The sequence below is a fragment of the Halomonas colorata genome (genome assembly GCF_014897985.1).
Taxonomy (GTDB): domain Bacteria; phylum Pseudomonadota; class Gammaproteobacteria; order Pseudomonadales; family Halomonadaceae; genus Vreelandella; species Vreelandella colorata.
This window is the reverse complement of the sequence record NZ_JABUZA010000027.1, coordinates 36,621-57,977: the sequence shown is the minus strand read 5'-3', so window position 1 is coordinate 57,977 and position 21,357 is coordinate 36,621. Positions and strand designations below refer to the sequence as shown.

Below are 21,357 nucleotides of genomic sequence, written 5' to 3'. Positions count from 1 at the left end.
GCCATGAAAAACCCGATCCCCAACGATTGGCGCTACGTCATCAAGTTTACGGTTCTGGCTTTTTGCGTAGGTTGCGCCTTCCAGCTCGGCATCAGCACCGCGAGCCAACTCAAGCCACGCGTCGAGGTTATCGAGATCCGCGAAGTGATCGAGATACACAACGCAGCGAAGCCAACCGCCAAGCCGAAGGGAGTGCGCAATGATCTGCTGTGATTTTTGTGGGAAAAGCGAGCATCAGGCTGAAGCCATAATTGCTGCAGAGCGACCAGGCGATAAAGGCAACGTGGCCATATGCGATAGCTGTGCGGAAAGCTCAGCCCAAATGGCAGAGAGCAAAAAAAGAGAAAGCAAAACTGAAAAGGTGTGCTCATGATCGACAACAAACACGCACCACCGGCGAGGACTGCGCCGCCACCAAAAGGCGGCGCCTACGCCCGCCAAGCCGCGATGCTTTGCCAAGATTCCGCGTTCCAGCTCTACCTAGATCGCCGCCGCCGGTTTAAACACCAGCTTACAGTCGAGCAGCTCGCCGACGGCACCCACAACGCAGAAGATGCCCGCGACTGGTTAGTGCGTGCCTGCAAAATCACCAGCCGCGCCGAGCTGGATAGCAACCAAGCGGCGTGCCAAACGTTTCGCATGATCCGCAACCGCTTCAACCGCTGGCGAGCCAAGCAAAAGGGAGATAAGAGCCAATGAGCACTGAAAATCGAGATATAGATAAAGAGTTAAAAGACGCCCTAGCACGCGCTCAAGCTGGCGTTGATCTAGCCATGATTGAGCTATCGGACGTCGTTGTATTTCCTCGACTGATTCCAGCCATGCCCGCGACAGCTCGAAAAGCTCGCAGCACTGGCCAGCTACTGGGTAGGCCTGGGCCTAAATTCGTGAAGCGTGGCCACCATGTCCGTTATCGCTTATCCGATGTATATGCATGGCTGGAATCAAGCGACAGCTATTCAAGCACCGCCGAAGCGTCAATGCACTGCGGTACATCCATCGCCTCATAATGGCTTGCTTATGACCTCTTCCCCCTGCCCGATCTGAGCGAATAACTGAACCGCGTTTCGCTTATGGTCGGGCTGGAGGTGAGCATAATATTTGATCGTGGTCTGTATATCCGTGTGAGCCATCAATTTGCTAACGGTAAGAAGATCCACCCCCGCCATCACCAATTGACTAGCAAAGTTATGGCGCAGCGTATAAAGCACCATCCCCTCATGTAATCCCGCCAGTTGTCGAACGCGCTTCCATGGCCCTCGCATAGCATCTTTACCTAGCCGCTTGCCAGTCACCGGCGAAGGGAAAACAAAACCGCTATTGGGCTGGCCGTGCTGCAGCCACCAGCTTTCCAACACCTGAAAGGCTTGATCCGAGAGCGGGAACGTTTGCGGCTCGGGCGATTGATGTGCTGTTTTTTCGATGATTTTTCGAATGCTTTTAAACTCAAAGTTAACGTGTGACCAACGCAGCCCAAACAAGTCACCTGGGCGGAAGCCTGTGTAATACATGAGCAATAACCATGGTGCCGCGTGGTCAACATAAGCGACTGAATCAAGGTCGGGTAAATATCGCCTGCCGTGGGCGCGGCTGCTTCGGCGCTGGGCACGCTTCTCTTCCTGGTAAGCATCAAGGCCCATAAAAAAGGCTTCACGCTCGCTGTTTTCGAGGTAGCGGCGGCCTTCATCGGCTTCAAGCTGGTCACTGGTAAGCGCTGGCTTTTGCAGCTTGATATCTTTTAACGGGTTTTTGCTGATAACGCCGCGCTTCGCTGCATGGTTAAGCAGTGTTTGTAGCGCGCCGTAGGAGCGTTTCAGAGTTTCGTAGGCCTGGGGTTTGATCGGCGGTGTTGAATCCGGGGCTCCCGATTCCTTTTGAGATTGCCAGCGCTCCACATCGCCCATGCTGAGAGTGTCCATTGGCTTATCCAGCCAATCGCCAAAGCTATTTTCGATACGTTTAAGGGTAGCGCCGCCATCCTTGCGCCGTTTCTGGTGGTCGGCATAATCAGTCTGAAGGTAAGATCTAAGCGTTTGTTGCTGTCGGTGTTCCGCTTCGGCTTTCGATTCCTCAATCACCGCGCGGGGATCACCGCCTTGAGCAACTATCGCTAAGGCATCGCGCGCGGCTTCACGCGCTTGGGCAGCGGTATAAACGCCGTACTTCCCAATCGTGAGAACGCGCTGTTTACCCGACTTAGCCCGGTAGTAGAGGCGAAACGATAACCCACGATTACCGTGGCGAACGTGATAGCCTGCCAGCTCGGTATCAAAGACATCATTTCCAGGTGGCGATTTGCTAAGCTCTGATAAAAAACGCGCGGTCAGCTTAGCCTTATCCGTGCTTTTGCCCACGAAAACTCCAAAGGTAAAAACTAGGTAGCATATAGGTAGCAAGGTGAGGATAAAGGCAGGCAAAGCCAGCAACAAGTAGAACGGCAAATAAGAACGTAAGCTATTGATTGTTAGAATATAGAGTTATCCACACTATTCTGGGGATATACCGAGTTATCTTATACACAGGCCTTCGGGAGGCAGAGGTCGTAGGTTCGAATCCTGCTATTCCGACCAAGAACACTATTAAAAACGGCCACTTAGCTATTTCAGCAAGTGGCCGTTTTTTGTTGAATTGGCTCTAGGTTCCATGGGTCACCAATTACGGCTACATCAGTTCTTGCTGAGCCATTTTCATGATAAATCAGCCACCCACCGAATCACTAAGGTTTAGGCATTTCTAGGGCCTTTATGGCTTATGCAGTTGGCTAGTAAGGGCTCACCAACCACATACCGAAAAACTTCCTGTATAGCGACAACACATCTGTAGACGCCATCTCTCCCGGAAGCTTTAATGCAGCTCTCAACGAATCGTACAGCTTGTCATTTGAGCCCCAATGAGCTGTACATACGCCAGAAATAGGTTCAACCACCACTTGAAGTGAAGGGTGGCCAGAGAGGAGCCAGCTGCAAGATACCATTTCATTAATGACGTCTGATGCATCACTCAACATAACCGGCCAGGGTTTTATTTTATAGACGATCAGTCTATATTGTTTTTTATGAACCCTTCATCTTCCATCAAGCGGCGTGGCCGTCCCCCTAAGCATTCACTAAACAATGTGGATGTCCGTGCTGCGCTTATCAGAAGCGGCATCGAAGTATTGACGGAACAGGGGTTTGCCAGTGCGGGTATCGATGGCATTCTCAAACGCGTTGGTGTGCCCAAAGGGTCTTTTTATTACTACTTCTCAAGTAAAGAGGCATTCGGTTACACCATTCTAGAGCATTATGGCGCCTATTTTGCCAAAAAACTGGACCGCCATTTGCTCAACGATACGCTGCCGCCTCTGTTACGCATCAGCGCCTTCGTGGAAGATGCTAAGAAAGGTATGCAGCGTCATAAATTTCAGCGCGGTTGTCTGGTCGGTAACTTAGGACAGGAAGTGAATGGTCTTCCCCAAGGTTATCGCACATGCCTGCAAGCGATACTGATCGATTGGCAACAACGCATAGCCGTGTGTTTGCGTGAAGCCCAGCGATTAGGAGCCATCCCTGCATCAGCAGACTGCGGCCGCCTAGCAGAAGCTTTTTGGATTGGCTGGGAAGGCGCTGTCATGCGTGCCCGGCTTGAAGTTCAAATACGCCCGCTGGATACCTTCCTTGATACTTTTTTGGATGGAATATCCAGGTAATTTTTTTATTAATTTATAGACGACCGTCTATAAAAGAGGTGAAGCATGTTTAAGGCAATTTTTATTGATAAGCCAGAAGATAAGCAACAGGCAGCGATCAGATCATTGGACGAGTCGTCGTTACCTGAAGGCGATGTTACCGTTAACGTGCATTGCAGCACGCTCAACTATAAAGATGCACTGGCCATTACAGGCAAAGGGCCTGTGGTGAAACAGTTTCCTATGGTGCCCGGTATTGATCTATCGGGGGTAGTCGAGCATTCCGCATCACCTGATTTCAAGCCCGGGGATACGGTGCTGCTGAACGGCTGGGGTGTGGGCGAAAAGCATTGGGGCGGGTTGGCCGAGAAGGCGCGCCTGGACAGCCGCTGGCTCATTCCACAGCCTTCAGCGTTTACGCCTTATCAGGCTATGGCCATTGGCACCGCAGGCTATACTGCGATGCTAGCGGTCATGGCACTTGAAGAACACGGTGTTAAGCCTGACCAAGGAGAAATCTTGGTAACAGGCGCCAGCGGCGGCGTGGGCAGCTACGCGATTACGCTGCTTGCTCGCTTGGGTTATCGCGTCGTTGCCTCTACGGGGCGTCAAGAGGAAGCGCCGTATCTTGTCGAGCTTGGGGCCGAAAATATCATAGACCGCCGTGAACTATCCGAGCCTGGACGCCCCATGGCCAAAGAGCGATGGGCAGGCGCCATTGACTCTGTGGGCAGTCATACTCTTGCGAATGTGTTGGCCACCACGAAGTATGGTGGCACCGTGGCCTGCTGTGGTTTAGCACAGGGGATGGATTTGCCCGCTAGCGTTGCACCCTTCATTTTACGCGGTGTCACCCTCGCGGGTATCGATAGCGTCATGAGACCTTTGGCTCACCGTGTAGAGGCTTGGCGGCGTTTAGGAGAGCTACTAAGCCCTCATCAATTAGAGGCTATCACTAGACCCATCAACTTAACGCAAGCCATCGGCGTCGCGGATGACCTGTTAGCGGGTAAAGTCAGGGGAAGAGTGGTCGTCCAAGTGGCCTAACCGCCCCATGAGGGAGGCATCCTGCATAGCGTTGATGGGCGGACCGCACGGCGTTTAGATGAGCGCCCTGTGGCCCGGCCGCTCACATAGGTGAGTGATGTCTGCTAGACGTCGACATCACTCTCGACCTTATTACGTCCACTTTGCTTTGCTCGATAGCTCGCGACGTCAGCACGACTGAGCACATCGTCGATCGTTGTATCCCCATGGCGGAAATGACTTACTCCAATACTGGCGGTGACTTGCCATTGACGTCCTTCCGCTTCGAGGAAGCTTGCCGCAATACTGGCACGTAAAGACTCGGCAATGGTCAGCGCACGTACTGGCGTACAGCCTGGCAGTAACACGGCGAATTCATCCCCGCCTTGGCGAGCTGCATAATCGCTGCTGCGAATTTCACTTTGTACGATGCTCGCGATCTGCTGAAGCATCTGATCACCTAAAGCATGCCCCCCTTGATCATTGACGGGCTTGAAATGATCTAAATCAAAAAGAATGATGGCTGTCGGTTTGTCCGTTGACTGCCATTGAATAAGTAACTCTTCGAGATGCCTTGTCAGGCCGCGACGATTGAGCAAACCAGTTAGAGAATCATGTTCTGCCTCCCAGCGCTTTTGAGCATAGTCGTGGTGGTGCTGTGTTATATCGCGTACCGTACCCACGGTCCCGATAAACTGATCATCAACTCGTACAGCCGCTGCCTGCACATCTAACCAGCACATGCCTTGGTTGACACTCAAGAAGCGGAATTGACGTGCAAAATCTGTTTGTTTTGCGAGACTGCGTAACCAAGCTGTCCGAACATCCTGGCGGTCATCCCGATGAATTTGGTCGCTCCAGTCTTGCAGGCTGCTAGGTACTTCATCACCTAAAAGCTCATGCAACGCGTCGTTGATAAATGTCAATTGACCACGCGGGTTGGTGACAAACATGCCTTGAGGAGAAGCGGATAACGTCCCTCTCAGTAGGGCTTCCCGCTCAGCTAAGTCATGTAAGCTCACCTGGCGCGCAGACTCCGTCGCGTTAATCACATCAATGACGCGACGAAGTTCATTCGTATTGGTCGGAATGTCCAATACAGAGCGGTGCCCATCTTGAAGCTCTTGTACCTGTCGAGCAAGATGCGCCAAGGGTCGTAACGCCAGCCAAATCACTCCCCACACTAGAGGTAAAACAAGAACGAGCACGCTCCAGACATAAGTGGTGATTTTTTTCATACCCGCAATAAGGGGGGCTTCGGCTTGGACTTGTGGCAGATGCACCCCGACAATCCAGTTTGCAGGCCAAATTTGTCGGTAGGCTACCAGTTGAGGCTCGCCTGATACCGAACGACCTAGACTCTCTCCTTCCCAGCCATCCAGCGCCTGCACTAAGACGGGTGAAATGTTATCGGGTAACGTTACGATGGCTTCTTGTTGGTGAGGGGCGTAAACGCGCTTACCCGTCGCGGTCGTGATAGTGACATAGCCGCCGTCGCCTAAACGAATTTGACCAAAATTGTTGAATAGTCGGCTTTGCTTAATATTAACCAACCCTCCTAAAAAGCCTGTATAGCGCCCCTCGTCATATAGGGGGACGAGCATAAGTACCAATGGTGTGCTGGTGATGCGTCCAATGAGGGGTTCACTGACATAAGGCATTTTAAAAGCATGCATAAACTGAGCATATTCACGGTCAGCGAAACTGTTACCGCTGCGCCCTCCGTCGATCGGCCATTCATCAACGACTTGGCTGCTCAGGTCAAAAATCAGCAGCGCTTCGAAGAGAGGCTCCTTCGTATAAGCATGCTGTTCAAGTAGAGCCCCCTCTCTAGGTAACGGAATCCGCTCTGCCAAGCGCTCAAGCTCCCTGAATCGTTCATTCACTTGAAAGGTAATCGAGTTGCTGATGAGTTCAGCCTCATAGCGAAGGTGTTGATGGTTCGTCTCATTGACCAGGAGCCGCCCCGCCTGCCAGCCGAACATTAATATAACAAGGCACAGCAAGCTCCACAGCACCACGGCACCAACGACTAAGCGTCCGCGTAACGTAGCAAAGGGAAACAAGATCAAGCGTACGAACGAGCGTTGAGAACGAAGTCTTGGAGAGGCTTCCCCATTAGATATCAATGTCATGAACGGCACCTAGCAAGCGAAGGTTCAACGCGGTCGCGTATCGCCTATTTTTCATCAAGAAGTGTAGCCATTTTAACAGTTGAAAAAATCTGAATGGAATGTGGTCAATATACAAACCGAAAGAGGCACAGCGCGCCTATTACAAGGCCATTCTGTACCTTGATTTTACAAACAACAGGTCAGACAGAAATACATAAGAGCGATGCCACCTCCTTTGACCTAGACTCCAGCAATGCAGAACTCTGGAAGGAATCGTTACACCAGTTGACCCGACCTTCTTCTGAGACAAAGCGGCTGCGTCTAGCCTTACTACTAGGTCAAGTCATACACAGCCCTGGGGCAACTGGTCACTTTTCTTTCTGGCATTAGACAGCGGTGGCCCTATCTGATGGTGACGCACAGTTGCATAATGCGGTGATTGCAACTCATTGAAACTGCCTGGGCAGACTCAGAATAAACACCCGTCTGACATCAATACTTTCATGCTTGGGCCGTTGATGAAGAAGGGCCCTTGAGCTCAGCTCATGAACATGAGGTAAGGCTTTAGGTAAGCAGTGTATTGAGCATAGAGGGGCCGCGATGCTAATCCTTGACTACACCAGCCAAGAAGTATGTAGATATTGTGTTGGTTCATTGATGGATCACTGGGCAGGCTAGCGTCTGGAAGACGTCGAGGCTGGGTTCATTTCGTTACTGGTTTGCACCGTCGTACTCATCGAACCCACCATTGAGGATGCAAACGCTGAAGTAAATCGGCAGACTCTTTGCTTGAGAGGGGTATCCCGGCCCCGAACGCACTCATAAACAGCTGAAGGTAACTGGCTCGCAGTGTGATGTGATCATGCCTGGCACACGTAAAGGGTCGCATTAATAGAATAAGGGGGTAGTTGTTTTTGATACTTCTAATAGTACTCAGCTGGGATCGTACGGATTTTAAAATTTTAGAAAAACCTGCAGCCACATCAGCATGGAAATAGGAGCCGATGACTCTGCCAATGGGGCAATTATATTTATGCTGCCCAAGAGATTAAACAGGAACTGAACCAAGACAAACTGCCGTATTCTTCTTGGTGGCTGATGAAATATCACCTTCTCTTAAATACCAGTTTCATCCCACCTTCTATACCGGCACTTGTTATAAAAAACCCACCTTCTGCACTGGCCGTGACGTGCAGCTCTATTGTTTCCAGTTCGTAATCACTTGACTGGCTAGCACTCATCAATGCAAACGCCTCCTCAACTCTAACTTTTAAATCAGCCAAGGCCTGAACAGGAATATTTTTAACGTGGGTAAGGACTTTGACTGATTTTGCTAGCCAAGAAGCCTTTAACTAAAAGTGTGTCCTGCTTAAATAGGCATAGCCAGATGGTCTATAGGCTATAGGCGCTCCTCGTCACATCAGGCTGTTTTAGTATAAGGCCTGGAGGTATCTACGAAACCCGAGGCGACTCATGTTTCGTTATTTTTAGCCTGAATTCAATTCAAGTAAACAACTGAAATTGACGCCTCTCCCCATATGCAAACATTCAAATAGAAGCGGGCATTAAGTCGTTTTATTCGTTCACGCTGAAATCCGCCCGAGATAAGAAGCTGTTACTAGCCTTGAATATATCCAGTGTCGATGCTTCATTTTCTCTTTATAAAAATATCGATTATTCTCACAAAATCGATCATTAGCGTTAGTGGCCTTGGGAACTTTGCTGTTCTGACCATGGATAGTACTGCAATATCAGCATCTTGATATTTCCAGCAAACCATTCTTTAGCTGGGCTCATATTGATCGCTTCGTATTGCTGTTGACGCCACCTCAATGGCACATACCATTTATGTAACCCTCTCTTTTCCAGCCTGTCTGATTAAGTTAAAGTAGCCGCCCTTTTGAGCGGGCTATCAGAGCAGTGTCTTTATCATTATTTATCGAAGACTGGCGGGGCTGGCTGCCTAAAGAGGCTGCGGCAACCGTTAAGCCAAGTCGTCTTATCTCTGCTCAGCCAGGTGGCGAACTGCCCGCCATGCTGCGGCGGCGACTCGATGATGCCGGTCGCGCCACCTGCGATATCCTACGAGAACTCGACCCCCTGGCTGATGCCCCTTTAGTGCATGCCTCGCGGCATGGCGATACGATGCATACGCTCGCCATGCTGGAAAGCCTGCAACGTGGCGAGCCGATTTCTCCTACCCGCTTCTCGATGTCAGTGCATAACGCCATTCTGGGCGTTCACTCCATTGCACGGTCGCATCATCGCCCTTTGCAGGCGTTGGGTGCCTGTGGTGATGAATTTGATGCGCTTATTTACGAGTCCCACGGGTATTTGATGGCGGGCTACCCTAGCGTCGTTGCCGTGTTCTCCGAAAGCTCGCTCCCTGCTGCTTATCAAGGCGTTACGGAGCACCCGGGTACGGCATGCGTGGTTGGCATGCGCTTTACCCTGAACCAGGGACGCGCCATTACGGTATCGAAACCAGGCCAAGGCACTTCCCCAACGCCGATCAACGTGCTGAACTGGCTAAACGGAGAGACCGCTTTCCTGGACGGCCGACAGCGCTGGCACCTGGAGCAGGAATGAGCATCAATCGATTGTACCGCGGCGTGGGCACCGCTGTTTCCTTTACAGCTTTCGGGGTCGGTGGGCTTTTCATTGGCCTGGTGATTGCGCCTCTGTTGAATCTCTGTGTGCGCGATACTGAACGGCGCCACCAACTGGCGCGACGCCTTATCCAAGCCTGCTTTCGCGGATTCATCAATTTGATGAAAGGCCTCGGCGTGCTTGATTACCGCTTCAGCAATCCCGAGCGCCTCAAGCGCCCTGGTTTGCTGGTGATTGCCAATCACCCGTCATTGATTGATGTGATTTTCGTGATCGCCTACACGACCCACGCCAACTGTATCGTGAAGGGCCGACTGGCCCGCAATCCGGTTACTCGCGGCCCTATTCGTGCCGCAGGCTATATCACCAACGATGACCCCGAGTCAGTGCTAGAGGCTGCCCGCCAGAGCCTACAAAGAGGTGATTCACTGGTCTTGTTTCCTGAAGGCACCCGCACTAGCCCCAAACGCCCGATCAAGTTTCGTCGCGGGGGCGCAAATATCGCCCTGCGCACCGGCACAGCGATTACCCCTGTCCTGATACGCTGTACGCCGACCACCCTTACCAAGCATGAACCCTGGTATCACATCCCGGCTACCAAGGTTTTAATGGAACTTAACGTGCTTGAAGACCTGGATGTCAACTCAGCTAGCCAACAGCCAACCGGCCAGCTCGCCAGGCAACTAACACAATGGCTGAGCGACCACTTCAACACAGAATTGGAACACTTCCATCATGACCGAAACCTGCAATCAGGCACTTGAACTCGAGCTCAAGCGTCTCATCATCGATACGCTTGAGCTCGAGGATATTACGCCAGCCGATATTGACCCAAGCGCCCCCCTGTTTGGCGAAGGACTCGGGCTTGACTCAATTGACGCGCTCGAGCTTGGGCTGGCCCTGCAAAAGCAGTATGGCATCAAGCTTGATTCCGAAGCCGACGAGACGCGACGCCACTTCGAAAGTCTGGCTGCGCTGCAAGCGCTCGTGGAGGCTCGCCGTGTCAACTGAAACCGCTGACCATCAGCGCGCAGAGATACTTGCTCACATTCGCAAGACACTGGTGGAGCTGTTCGAGATCAATGCCAGCGACATTGAGCCCGACGCCCGCCTCTATGAGGATCTGGATATCGACAGCATCGACGCGGTGGACCTCGTCGTCGAGCTCAAGCAGTTTACCGGACGACGTATCAAGCCCGAGGATTTCAAGTCGGTGCGCACGATCAACGATGTTGTCACTGCCGTCGAACAATTGATGCAGCGGTAACAATGTCCAGATACGCAAGCATGGCGCTCGCGCTGATATGGCCGCTACTGGTACTGCTTTTGCACGATGATATCGGCAGCTGGCCGTTACTGGTCATCGGTGCGGCACTACTCGCCTGGAGAATGCCTCAAGCGCGCTACCTGGCAGCCGCTGCGGCGGTCCTGCTGGTCGCCCTGGGCGGGTTGGGGCACGCGGAACTCGGCATGCGGGGCTACCCCATTGCCGTGAACGCGATCATGCTGGCTATCTTTCTCTCCAGCCTGTGGCGTGGCATGCCGATCATCGAGCGCTTGGCGCGTCTGCGTGAGCCCGAGCTGCCCGCTGCGGGGATACGTTATACCCGGCATGTTACCTGGGCATGGTGCGGCTTTTTTGTGCTCAACGGCGGCATTGCGTGCTGGACAGCACTGTATGCAAGCCTTGCTACCTGGACGTTATACAATGGCGCCATCAGCTATGGCCTGATCGCCATCATGTTTGCCGGTGAATGGCTGTTACGTCACCGGATGCGGAGTCGCCTGTCGTGACCTTTATCTCGCTTACTCAGTTACCCTGGCGTGCGGCTTTTGCCCGCCATGAGTCGCTGCCCAGCCACTGGGTGTGTGGCGCCTCCCTTGCGTCGCATATTGATGCATGGCACCACTGGCTGGCGGACAAACCCACCGGCCGCTGGCTGCTATGCCAACAGCAACCGGTAGCGTTCTGCGCCGCCCTGATCGCCTTGTGGGAAAGCGGCCGGGTCGCCGTACTGCCCGCCGATGATCGCCCCGAAACGCTCTCCCGGCTGGCAAGCGAAGTCGATGGCATCCTGCCCGATGCGCCCAAGCCGCAACTCCCGCAGAGCGCTGAAACACGCCCACGCGTTGCGCCTCTTGATCCGAGCGCTACCGCCGTTGTGCTATCCACCTCAGGCTCCACCGGCAACCCCGTTCAGTTAGCCAAGCGATTTGATCAGTTGGAGGCAGAGTTATCAGCCCACGCCAGGCTTTGGCCACTGGCAGACAGCGGGGTTATTTCCCAGGTCAGCCACCAGCATATTTACGGGCTGCTCACCGGCATACTGCATCCCTTGTGCACAGGCGCACCTTTTTGCGGTGGTAAAAGCCGGTATCCCGAAGCGCTGATGGCCCGTTTGCAGGAAGCCGATGCAGCAGGCCTGCATCCGGTCGTGGTCAGCTCCCCTGCGCAGCTGTCGCGCTTGCCTGAACACCTGCCCTGGCACGCCGCTAAGCCGCCTGCCCGCGTGTTCTCATCGGGTGCGCCCTTGGCACTGGAACATGCGCAGCTTACTGAACGCCTGTTACAGGCGCCGGTCATCGAGATCTATGGCAGCACCGAAACGGGCGGCATTGCCCAGCGTCGCCAAACACGCCGTATCAGCTGGCAGCCGCTGCCCGGCGTGGAGTTAGCATTTCAAGATGGCGGCCTGAGCCTGCGATCGCCGTATCTTGAGATGCCTCAGCAGTGGTGGCATCAGCCTGACCAGGTAGCGCCGGTAGATGACGGCTTCACGCTCCTGGGTCGAGCGGATCGTCTGGTCAAGATTGGCGGCAAGCGCGTTTCACTTGATCATGTGGAGCGCCTCCTTACGGCAGTGGAAGAGGTCAGCGAGGTACGCTGTGTCGACCTTGACCGCGCCGACAGCCGTCTGGGTGCGGTGGTCGTGCTGGATGAAGCATCTCTTCCGCACCAGCGTGAAGCTCGGCAACATTTGATCCAGCGTATGCGCAAATACCTTTTCGATCACCTGGAGCCTATTGCCGTGCCCCGTTATTGGCGCTTTGTCGAAACGCTGCCGAGCAATGCCCAGGGAAAGCTGGACCGCACGCTGATCAACCGCCTGTTTGCCGATCTGGACGATCCCAAAGTGCCGCGCTGGCTGGGCGAGCATCCTCTGGATGCCAACAGCTGCGTACTGACGCTGGAAGTTCCGGAGCGGCTGGTGTTTCTGGAAGGCCACTTCGATCAGTATCCGATCGTCCCGGGCGTGGTGATGGTGCAGTGGGCCATCCATTATGCCCACGATATCTTTGGCCACAGAGGTGTGTTTCTGGGTATCGAGCGCTTGAAGTTTACGCGCGCGCTGCTGCCCGGCACTCGCTTCACCCTAGAGCTGACCCGCCGCGAAGACGGTATCGCGTTTAGCATTGACTCCCAGGAAGGGCGTCACTGCGCCGGGCGGGTTCGCCTGCAAGCACCCAAGGGAGATCAGCATGGCTGAACCAAGGCCCTGTATCCTGATCCCTGTGTACAACCACCCAGCGACGATCACTCCGCTCTGCACGGAACTGGCAGCGCTTGAGATACCGCTGCTGCTGGTCGATGACGGCAGTGATCAGCAGTGCGCCGCCGTTCTGGATCGCCTGGCTGAACAGGGCCATCACCTGCTGCGTCTTGAGACTAACCAGGGCAAGGGGGCGGCGGTACGTGCCGGACTGCGCTACGCCGAGCAGCTGGGGTTCAGCCATGCACTTCAGGTCGATGCCGACGGCCAGCACGGGGTCGACGACCTGCCCGCGTTTCTCGCCACATTAAAGGTGGCTCAGGAAGCGCTGGTAGTGGGTTATCCGCGCTATGACGCCAGCGTTCCCCGAGTGCGCTTCTATGGCCGCTACGCCACTCATATCTGGGTGTGGATAAATACCTTATCGCTGGATATTCGCGACTCGATGTGCGGTGTCAGGCTCTACCCGGTGGTGCCGCTCAACCGAATGCTGGCCCGCCATCCCTGCGGCAATCGCATGACCTTCGATACCGAAGTGCTGGTGCGCTGGCACTGGGCACAAGGTGCCATGATGCACCGGCCGGTACGCGTGCACTACCCCCGCGATGGCATCAGTCATTTTGCCGCATGGCGCGACAACCGGCAGATATCGCTGATGCATACGCGCCTGTTTTTCGGCATGTTGTGGCGCCTGCCGCGCTTGCTCGCCAGGCGCTTTCAGCCACACCGCGAGGCGAGCCCATGAGCCATCACTGGGCGCGGATCGGCGAACGCGGCACGCTGCTGGGAATGACCCTGATGGTGGCTATACAGCGGCGCCTGGGTCGCTGGCCTTTTCGGCTGGCGCTATGGCCGGTGATGCTCTGGTATTTTCTCGTCCACACCACGGCGCGACGCGCTTCCCAGGCTTTTCTGCAACGCCTTTATCCCTCGCTCAAACAGCAGCCTTTCGCCCGTTGGTGGCAAAGCTATCGCCACTTTCTGGCCTTTGGCGAAACGCTGATGGACAAGGTCGAAGCGTGGAGCGGCAATATTGCCGACGAGCGCCTGGTGGGTAGCGGGGTCGAGCGCTTCACTCAAGCGATCGCTGGCGGTCAGGGCGGATTGATCCTTGTCGCCCACCACGGCAATCTTGACGTTGTGAATGCGCTGACCGAACGCCATACCAATCTCGACCTGACGGTCATGATGCACACCCGCAATGCGCGCAAGTTCAATGCCCTGCTTGAACGCGTCACGGGCAAGCCACGCCCACAGATTCTCGAAGTCAGCGAAGTTACCCCGGCCACTGCCCAGACGCTGGCTGAGCGCATTAACGCCGGTGGCTATGTGGTCATCGCCGCCGACCGCCTTCCCCTGTCAGGCGAGCGAACCCAGCCGCTTGATTTTCTCGGCGACCGGGCAAGCTTCCCGGAAGGCCCTTTCCGCCTGGCGACCTTGCTGCGCTGCCCACTCTATACGCTGGCCTGCGTGCGCGATGATGACCACTTCAGGATCGACTTTGAGCTTCTTGGCGACACCCAGAGCCTGCCTCGTCGTCAGCGTGAAACGTGGATTACCGAGACCATGCAGGCGCATGCCGACCACCTGGCCGAACGCGTTCGGCGGCACCCGCTGCAATGGTTCAATTTTTATCCCTTCTGGATAAATGACACTGGATACCTTCATGACGATACTGCGTGACCCGACGGCGGGCCCTTTTACCCGCGAGCCGCTTATTCTGGATGGATCGATGGTCAGCCTTGAAGAGGTGTTGGCGGTTGCCGAAGGTCGCCGCCGCGTCATTCTGTCGACAACCCCCGATTTTCGTAAGCGTATTGCCAAAGGCAATGCCTTTCTCGAGCGCCTGCTAGAGGAAGAGGGCGTTGTCTACGGCGTTACCACCGGTTATGGCGACTCCTGCACCCGCGAAGTCTCCGCCTCCGACCTGGAGCAACTGCCCCGCCAGCTGTACACCTTTCATGGCTGCGGGTTGGGCGAGGCGCTGTCGGTTGAAGCCGCGCGGGCAGTGATCATGGTACGCCTTGTCTCGCTTTGTCGCGGCGTATCCGGCGTCAGCGTCGAACTTCTCGAGCGCCTGACATGGTTGCTTGAACACGACGTGATACCGGTGATTCCTGAAGAAGGCTCTGTCGGGGCCAGCGGGGATCTCACACCGCTATCTTACCTGGCTGCCGTCTTGTGCGGTGAGCGGGACGTATTTCATGACGGCGAGCGACGGCCTACGGCTGAGGTGTTCGCCGAGCACGGGCTTACACCCTATCGCCTGAAGCCCAAGGAAGGTCTGGCACTGATGAACGGCACCGCGGTGATGACAGCGCTGAGCGTGTTCGCCTTCGCCCGCACCACTTATCTGGCGCGGCTGGCCACCCGTATCACAGCGCTTTCCGTGCATGCGCTGAACGGCAACCCCTACCACTTTGATGCCGAGCTGTTCGCCGCCAAACCGCATCCGGGGCAGAACAAGGTAGCCGAACGCCTGCGCGAGGATCTCCACGCGCCCGATACGCCGCGCAACTCATCGCGCCTTCAGGATCGCTACTCGACGCGCTGCGCCCCGCATGTGATCGGCGTAGTGGAAGATGCCCTGCCCTGGTGGCGCCAGTTTCTCGAGAACGAACTCAACAGCGCCAACGACAATCCGTTGATCGACGCCGAACAAGGCAAGGTCATGCACGGCGGCCACTTTTACGGCGGCCATGTCGCCTTCGCCATGGATAGCCTCAAGCAGGCCTGCGCCAACCTCGCGGATTTGCTCGACCGCCAACTGGCGCTGCTGGTGGATGCTCGTTTCAATCATGGGTTGCCCAGCAACCTGAGCGGCGCCGCCCCCGAGCGGGCCAGCCTTAATCATGGCTACAAGGCCGTGCAGATCGGCGCATCCGCATGGACCGCCGAGGCGCTGAAGCTGACCATGCCCGCCAGCGTTTTCTCGCGCTCCACCGAATGCCACAATCAGGACAAGGTCAGCATGGGCACGATTGCCGCCCGCGATGCGCTGCGTGTGCTCACCCTGGTAGAACAGGTCGCGGCCGCCACGCTGCACGCGGCCTGTCAGGGTGTTGAGCTACGCAGCCAGATAGGCGATACGCCACCGTTGCCCGACCGTCTGGCTGAATTTCTGACCGACTGCCGCCTGATCTTTCCGGCACTTGGCGAAGACCGCGCCCTGGAACACGAACTCCGCACCCTGTGTGACGTGATTCGCCAACGCCACTGGAGCCTATATGACGCTTGATGATGGCAAACTGCCCCGCTACGAGACCGAACTGACGATACCGTTTCACGATATCGACATGATGCAGGTGGCCTGGCACGGCCACTATGTGCGCTACCTGGAAATTGCCCGCTGCGCGCTGCTCGATGCGCTCGATTACAACTACCCCCAAATGCAGGCCTCAGGGTTTGCCTGGCCGGTGATCGATTTACGCCTGCGCTACGCGGCACCGGTGCTATTCGCTCAGCGAATCGCAATCGAAGCGCGCCTGAGCGAGTGGGAGAACCGCCTCAAGATCGACTACACCATTCGCGATGCACACACACGCAAACGCCTGACGCGCGCCTGGAGCGTTCAGGTAGCCGTCGGAATTGAAGACCGCGAAATGCGCCTGGAATCGCCCCCCGTTCTGCGGGAACGTCTGCTCGCCTGGCAGGAGGCCAATCAATGATGCGCGCCATTAACCAAGCAGCTTTTTGTGCTCTTGCCCTTTTTGCCCTCACCATGCTGGCCGCCAGCGCCACCGCGTGGGCGGCTCCTGACACTGACGAGCTTGCCGCACGCCTGGCCGACAATGCACCGCAGTGCGGGCGATTCGAGCAGACACGCTGGCTAGCCGACCTTGATAGTCAGTTGGAAAGCCGTGGAACCTTTGAACATCAAGACGCGGGGCTTGTCTGGCAAACGACCTCCCCCATCAATGACCGCGTGGTGCTGAGCGCAGACAACGACGAGCTGCCGATGGGTTTTCAGGCGGTCGCCCCGGTGCTTGGTGGCCTGCTTTCAGGCGACTGGCAGGCGTTGGAGAGATACTTCGCCATCGAACTCAGCGGCACTCAAGATGAGTGGCAAGCCAAGCTTACGCCCAGTGAAGCGAACATCGCCCAACGGCTTGACCATCTGCTGGTTCACGGCAACCAGCAGGTAGAGCGTGTCGAGATCGCGTTCACCAATGATGACCGCCTTGAGCTTGCCTTAAGCGGCGCGGATTGCGAGCGCCTTGAAGACGATAAGCACACACCGTGAGTGAAGCAACGCACCCCGGGCGCCTGGAGCGTCTGGCAGCTATCGGCTGGGCGGGGCTGCTGCTGGGCTGCGCCCTGCTCTTGGCTGGCCTGCTGAGCAAAGGCGCAGCGCTGGATACGCGCATCACCGCGCTGCTCCCGGAAACCCGGCAGGGAGCGCTGCTCGAACACGCCGAACAGCGCTTGACGCAAGCCTTCGAGGACCGCTTCGTGCTGCTGGTGCAGGGCGAAGCGCCGGCTCGGCTGGTTGCGGATTTCAAGGTCCGCCTTGAACAATCGGCCAGCGTTACGGCCTTTGACGATGACATTCTGCACACCCCCGACAGCGACTTGTCAGCGTACCGTTATCGGCTGCTATCGCCCTCGTTGGCCGCTGCCGATAACGACGCCTGGGTACAACGTGGTCTGCGACAGCTGTTCACGCCGGGAGGCGACGCGGACCCACGCCAGGACCCCTTTGGCCTGCTGGATGCTTGGCAGGACCAGCGCCTGGCGGGTCCTATTCGCCTGATCGACGGCCTGCCTGCCGTCAGGGATGAGAGTGGTAACTGGTTCATCGTAAGCGGCCAACTCACGGCCAGCCCCTACGATATGGCCATGCAGCAACGCCTTGTCACGGCGCTTGCGGAGTTTAGCGATGCTCATCCCGAAGCCGAACTGCTGAGAAGCGGGCTGGTGTTTCACGCCGCCGCCGGTGCCGAGCAGGCCAAGCGCGAAACCCTGACCATCGGCACCGGCTCGCTGCTGGGTATCGCCTTGCTGCTCTGGATCACCTTTCGGCGCGGCTCGATACTGGCCAGCCTGTTGCTGCCGGTGGCGTGTGGCGTTCTGTTTGCGCTGCCCTTGACCTGGCTATTGTTTGGTACGCTCAACCTGCTAACGCTGGCCTTTGGCGCTAGCTTGATCGGCATTGCGATAGATTACGCCCTGCATTTTCAATGCGCTCGCCAGCTGGCGCCCGAACAGCCGCTGGCCAGGCTTTGGCCAGGGCTATTACTCGGTCTGATATCAAGCCTCGTCGCCTATCTTGTCCAGCTTGCCACGCCGCTGCCGGGGCTGCGCCAGATGGCCACGTTCGTGGCGCTAGGCCTGATAGGTGCCTGGCTGACAGTGCGCCTTTGGCTGCCATGGTTCACCCCGCGCCCCCATGCCGCCACCGCGCGTATTGCCACGCGGCTGAACCGCCTGCGTTTACCGCTTCACGCGCCCAGGTATTGGGGGCTGCTCGCCCTGCTTGGGGTTCTCGCAGTGGTCATGATCGCCACGCGGCTGTCCGCTGACGATGATCTTCGCCAGCTCAATCCGTCACCTGCCGAGCTGATTACCGAGCAGCAACGCGTGCAGATACTGCTGGATAGCCCGACCGCCAGCCGCTATCTGCTTGTTACTGCCGAGCAGGAAGACGAACTATTGGAGCGCCTTGAAGCGCTGGACGCGGACCTTGCCGATTTAGAGGCGCAAGGGCACTTGACCCACTACCGCCACCTGGCTCAGGCGGTGCCCTCTAAAGCGACGCAAGACGCCAACCTTGAGCGTGTACGCCAGGCCTACCGTAACGCCCTGCCCGAGCTGATCGCCCAGGCGGGCCTTCCACCGGCCTTGCTAGAAACCGCGCAGCGCTCGCTTGAAAGCGTACCGCTGCTGACGATCACCACGTGGCTCGACACTCCGGTGGGGCAAGCCGATGCCATGCTCTGGCTAGACGCAGACGCCGATGACGAGCGTGCAGACATGGCGGCGCTGATAACGCTGGGCGATGCCGACAGTACTGCTCAACAGGCACTGACTCGCCTTGCTGCACCGGAATACGTTCTTTACCAGGACCGAGTGGCAACGTTATCCAGCCACTTGGCACAGCTCCGCGACCAGATCGCCCTGTGCCTGGCCATCGCCGTGGCGGGGCTTGCAATGATATTTGGCGTTCGCTATCGCGGGCGGGCCTGGCGCGTATTATTGCCGCCGCTGGGTGCTCTGCTGGCGACCCTGGCACTGTTGAGCGCACTCAATATCGGGTTGACGCTTTTCCATCTGCTGGGGTTGCTGCTGGTACTGGGTATCGGTCTTGATGCGGGCATCTTCAGCACGGAACACCCGGACAGCGCAGCCGTGTGGCTGGCCATTAGCCTGTCGTGTGCCTCGAGCCTTTTGGCCTTCGGCCTACTGGCGTTCAGTGCCACACCCGCGCTTCACTACCTGGGGCTGACCTGCCTCATTGGCCTTGCATCCGCGTGGGCGCTTGTGCCGTTTGCCAGGGCGGGCGCCCGGCCTCTCTCTTCTCGACAGGACACTCCCTGATGGCGACAGAAGCAACACAGCACATGAAAGCTCAGTCTTTAAAACCCCAGCGTTTGGGAACCCAAGACAGCACCGATGTGGCCATCATCGGTGCCGGCCCTTCCGGCGCAGCGGCGGCGGCCTGGCTTGCAAAGCGGGGTCTGGATGTACGGGTGATCGAGCGCAGCCGCTTTCCGCGCTTCTCCATCGGTGAAAGCTTATTGCCCCAGTGCATGGTGCATCTTGAGGCCTGTGGCCTGCTGGAGGCCGCCAAGGCCGGCGGATTTCAAATCAAGAACGGGGCGGCCTTTACCTGGCGGGATCGCTACGCGGCCATCGATTTTCGCGACAAGTTCAGCCCAGGCCCAGGCACCACGTGGCAAGTCGAACGCGCTGATTTTGACCAGCGCCTGATCGAAGGCGCGCGCCAGCTGGGCGCACAGGTTGAGTTTGATACCCGCGTTGAAGCCTTTGTCGCCGACCCCGAACGGCCCAGCCTTACGCTGGTCGATGCCAACGGTGAGCAGCGCTCGTTACACGCACGCTTTGTGCTCGATGCCAGTGGCTATGGTCGCGTCCTGGCGCGCCTCACCGGCCTTGCCCGCCCCTCGACGCTTGAGTCACGCTGTGCGCTGTTTACGCATATCGAGGATCGCATCGACTGTTCGCGTTACGACCGCGAGAAGATACTGATCGGCTTGCACCCTGAGCATCCCGGCATCTGGTACTGGCTGATTCCCTTCAAGAATGGACGGGCATCGGTCGGCGTCGTGGGTGACCGGGCAACGCTGGAGGCCGCCGGCGTCAATGACGATGAACGCCTGTGGCATTTCATCCGTGCCGAACCGATGCTCGCCGAACTGCTGGTCAATGCGAGCGCCACGCGTGACATTGGCCGCCTGGAAGGGTATTCAGCAGATGTCGAGCAGCTGCACGGCCCAGGTTTCGCCCTGCTGGGTAACGCGGGCGAATTTCTTGATCCGGTTTTCTCTTCAGGCGTGACTATCGCCCTGGATTCGGCTCTGCGTGCCGCTCCCCTGGTCGAGCGCCAGCTGGCCGGTGAACACATCGATTGGGATAGCCAGTTTGAGCAACCCCTACGACGCGGTGTCGCCACCTTCCGCGAATTTGTCGACGCCTGGTACGATGGCCGCTTACCGCGGATCATCTTCAATGACCAGCAGGTACCGCGCATACGCACCATGATCAGCTCAGTGCTCGCCGGCTACGCCTGGGATGAAGAAAACCCGTTCGTTGCCGCCAGCCGTCGACGGTTAAACAGCCTGGCAGAGGCCTGTACCGATATGCCCCGCCATAGCGCAGGAAAGGACGAATGACCATGACGTTATCGCGCTTCGTGTATCAGGCAGGATTGATTATCGCCGCCCTATTAGTGCTGGTCGGCTGTGCCGGACAGCCGGTGGCAACCGTGCCCAGCCTTGCGACACTGCCGGAGATGGAAACGCAGCGGCAGCGCCTGACGTTTGAACATGATGACCAGCGCCATGAGATGATTGGCGTTCTGCGCCACGACGACAAGGCGTTGCGCCTGGCCATACTAAGCCCACAAGGCCAGCGCCTGCTGACCCTGATACACGACGACAGCGGCAGCCGCTTTCTACAGGATGCGGCCTTTGAGCCGCCCTTTACCGCCGAGTGGCTGGCTAGCCGTTTGAGCTGGAACCTGTGGCCCGCGCCTGCTATTGACCAAGCCTTTGAGTCCAACGCCTGGTCACTGCAAGAAGATGAGACGGGCCGCACGATCCGCTATCGACAGCGCGTCGTCGCACGGATCAGCGGTAACCCGGCATGCACGTTAATTGACGACGTCGAGGCAGGTTACCGCCTGTATATCATGCCCCTTAGTGACAGTAACAGTAACAGTGACACCGACCAGACAGCCGCCCCATGTTTAACCCCTTGATAGCGTCTC

The 21,357-nt window shown here is 56.9% G+C and carries 23 protein-coding genes; 20 read left to right on the top strand and 3 right to left on the bottom strand.

All coding sequences use genetic code 11. The annotated features are described in order from the left end of the window. Positions 1 to 3 precede the first annotated feature (3 nt). Genes INT33_RS13770 through INT33_RS13755 form a run of 4 tightly spaced genes read left to right on the top strand, consistent with a single transcriptional unit; the run spans position 4 to position 1,010 of the window. Positions 4 to 213 carry a hypothetical protein gene (locus INT33_RS13770; protein WP_193092165.1) on the top strand — a complete coding sequence of 70 codons (210 nt, stop codon included), beginning with the start codon at positions 4 to 6 and terminating at the stop codon, positions 211 to 213. Next, complete coding sequence (locus INT33_RS21580; protein WP_193092164.1) at positions 200 to 373, top strand: ClpX C4-type zinc finger protein; 174 nt, start codon at positions 200 to 202, stop codon at positions 371 to 373. Before INT33_RS13770 ends, INT33_RS21580 begins: the two co-directional genes overlap by 14 nt. After that, complete coding sequence (locus INT33_RS13760) at positions 370 to 699, top strand: hypothetical protein (protein WP_193092163.1); 330 nt, start codon at positions 370 to 372, stop codon at positions 697 to 699. Before INT33_RS21580 ends, INT33_RS13760 begins: the two co-directional genes overlap by 4 nt. Continuing rightward, positions 696 to 1,010: a hypothetical protein gene (locus INT33_RS13755; RefSeq protein ID WP_193092162.1), complete on the top strand. Its 315-nt coding sequence runs from the start codon at positions 696 to 698 to the stop codon at positions 1,008 to 1,010. Before INT33_RS13760 ends, INT33_RS13755 begins: the two co-directional genes overlap by 4 nt. Here INT33_RS13755 and INT33_RS13750 read toward each other — a convergent pair. Continuing rightward, entirely contained in the window at positions 1,005 to 2,354 is a 1,350-nt protein-coding gene (locus INT33_RS13750) for a tyrosine-type recombinase/integrase (RefSeq protein ID WP_193092161.1), read from the bottom strand. The two genes, INT33_RS13755 and INT33_RS13750, sit on opposite strands and share 6 nt — an antisense overlap. A 701-nt stretch (positions 2,355 to 3,055) precedes the next feature. Here INT33_RS13750 and acuR point away from each other — a divergent pair. Both acuR and acuI read left to right on the top strand, forming a co-directional pair. Continuing rightward, complete coding sequence (gene acuR / locus INT33_RS13745) at positions 3,056 to 3,688, top strand: acrylate utilization transcriptional regulator AcuR (RefSeq protein WP_193092160.1); 633 nt, start codon at positions 3,056 to 3,058, stop codon at positions 3,686 to 3,688. 45 nt (positions 3,689 to 3,733) lie between these two features. Then, positions 3,734 to 4,714 (top strand): acrylyl-CoA reductase (NADPH), encoded by a 981-nt coding sequence (gene acuI, locus INT33_RS13740; RefSeq protein WP_193092159.1) that lies wholly within the window; start codon positions 3,734 to 3,736, stop codon positions 4,712 to 4,714. Between the two features lie 104 nt (positions 4,715 to 4,818). Here acuI and INT33_RS13735 read toward each other — a convergent pair whose 3' ends face one another. Continuing rightward, positions 4,819 to 6,828 carry a sensor domain-containing diguanylate cyclase gene (locus INT33_RS13735; protein WP_193092158.1) on the bottom strand — a complete coding sequence of 670 codons (2,010 nt, stop codon included), beginning with the start codon at positions 6,826 to 6,828 and terminating at the stop codon, positions 4,819 to 4,821. A gap of 1,085 nt (positions 6,829 to 7,913) precedes the next feature. Continuing rightward, on the bottom strand, positions 7,914 to 8,090 hold the full coding sequence (locus tag INT33_RS21665; protein ID WP_456065590.1) for a Pepco domain-containing protein: 177 nt from the start codon (positions 8,088 to 8,090) through the stop codon (positions 7,914 to 7,916). Positions 8,091 to 8,727: 637 nt separating this feature from the next. On the opposite strand from INT33_RS21665, the gene INT33_RS13730 reads away from it, so the two are divergent. Genes INT33_RS13730 through INT33_RS13665 form a run of 14 tightly spaced genes read left to right on the top strand, consistent with a single transcriptional unit; the run spans position 8,728 to position 21,348 of the window. Beyond that, positions 8,728 to 9,396, top strand: a complete 669-nt coding sequence (locus INT33_RS13730; protein ID WP_319643932.1) for a beta-ketoacyl synthase chain length factor — start codon at positions 8,728 to 8,730, stop codon at positions 9,394 to 9,396. Continuing rightward, on the top strand, positions 9,393 to 10,181 hold the full coding sequence (locus tag INT33_RS13725) for a lysophospholipid acyltransferase family protein (RefSeq protein ID WP_192539375.1): 789 nt from the start codon (positions 9,393 to 9,395) through the stop codon (positions 10,179 to 10,181). The genes INT33_RS13730 and INT33_RS13725 overlap by 4 nt, the downstream gene beginning before the upstream one ends. Continuing rightward, complete coding sequence (locus INT33_RS13720) at positions 10,153 to 10,428, top strand: phosphopantetheine-binding protein (protein ID WP_192539376.1); 276 nt, start codon at positions 10,153 to 10,155, stop codon at positions 10,426 to 10,428. Before INT33_RS13725 ends, INT33_RS13720 begins: the two co-directional genes overlap by 29 nt. Next, entirely contained in the window at positions 10,418 to 10,684 is a 267-nt protein-coding gene (locus INT33_RS13715; protein WP_192539377.1) for an acyl carrier protein, read from the top strand. The genes INT33_RS13720 and INT33_RS13715 overlap by 11 nt, the downstream gene beginning before the upstream one ends. A gap of 2 nt (positions 10,685 to 10,686) precedes the next feature. Next, positions 10,687 to 11,211 carry a COG4648 family protein gene (locus INT33_RS13710; RefSeq protein WP_225736285.1) on the top strand — a complete coding sequence of 175 codons (525 nt, stop codon included), beginning with the start codon at positions 10,687 to 10,689 and terminating at the stop codon, positions 11,209 to 11,211. Beyond that, positions 11,172 to 12,905, top strand: coding sequence for an AMP-binding protein (locus tag INT33_RS13705; protein WP_226940195.1), 1,734 nt, complete (start codon positions 11,172 to 11,174; stop codon positions 12,903 to 12,905). Before INT33_RS13710 ends, INT33_RS13705 begins: the two co-directional genes overlap by 40 nt. Next, complete coding sequence (locus tag INT33_RS13700) at positions 12,898 to 13,653, top strand: glycosyltransferase family 2 protein (protein WP_193092157.1); 756 nt, start codon at positions 12,898 to 12,900, stop codon at positions 13,651 to 13,653. The genes INT33_RS13705 and INT33_RS13700 overlap by 8 nt, the downstream gene beginning before the upstream one ends. After that, on the top strand, positions 13,650 to 14,591 hold the full coding sequence (locus INT33_RS13695; RefSeq protein WP_192539916.1) for an LpxL/LpxP family acyltransferase: 942 nt from the start codon (positions 13,650 to 13,652) through the stop codon (positions 14,589 to 14,591). Before INT33_RS13700 ends, INT33_RS13695 begins: the two co-directional genes overlap by 4 nt. Further along, on the top strand, positions 14,575 to 16,146 hold the full coding sequence (locus INT33_RS13690) for an HAL/PAL/TAL family ammonia-lyase (RefSeq protein WP_226940194.1): 1,572 nt from the start codon (positions 14,575 to 14,577) through the stop codon (positions 16,144 to 16,146). Before INT33_RS13695 ends, INT33_RS13690 begins: the two co-directional genes overlap by 17 nt. Next, on the top strand, positions 16,136 to 16,576 hold the full coding sequence (locus tag INT33_RS13685) for an acyl-CoA thioesterase (RefSeq protein WP_018917628.1): 441 nt from the start codon (positions 16,136 to 16,138) through the stop codon (positions 16,574 to 16,576). Before INT33_RS13690 ends, INT33_RS13685 begins: the two co-directional genes overlap by 11 nt. Continuing rightward, the gene (locus INT33_RS13680; RefSeq protein ID WP_193092156.1) at positions 16,573 to 17,151 is read left to right on the top strand and encodes a LolA-related protein; all 579 of its coding nucleotides are present in this window, start codon (positions 16,573 to 16,575) and stop codon (positions 17,149 to 17,151) included. Before INT33_RS13685 ends, INT33_RS13680 begins: the two co-directional genes overlap by 4 nt. Next, positions 17,148 to 19,445, top strand: coding sequence for an MMPL family transporter (locus tag INT33_RS13675; protein WP_193092155.1), 2,298 nt, complete (start codon positions 17,148 to 17,150; stop codon positions 19,443 to 19,445). Before INT33_RS13680 ends, INT33_RS13675 begins: the two co-directional genes overlap by 4 nt. Continuing rightward, positions 19,445 to 20,761, top strand: a complete 1,317-nt coding sequence (locus INT33_RS13670; RefSeq protein ID WP_226940193.1) for an NAD(P)/FAD-dependent oxidoreductase — start codon at positions 19,445 to 19,447, stop codon at positions 20,759 to 20,761. The genes INT33_RS13675 and INT33_RS13670 overlap by 1 nt, the downstream gene beginning before the upstream one ends. Next, positions 20,758 to 21,348: a DUF3261 domain-containing protein gene (locus INT33_RS13665; protein WP_193092154.1), complete on the top strand. Its 591-nt coding sequence runs from the start codon at positions 20,758 to 20,760 to the stop codon at positions 21,346 to 21,348. Before INT33_RS13670 ends, INT33_RS13665 begins: the two co-directional genes overlap by 4 nt. The last annotated feature ends 9 nt before the right edge of the window (positions 21,349 to 21,357 follow it).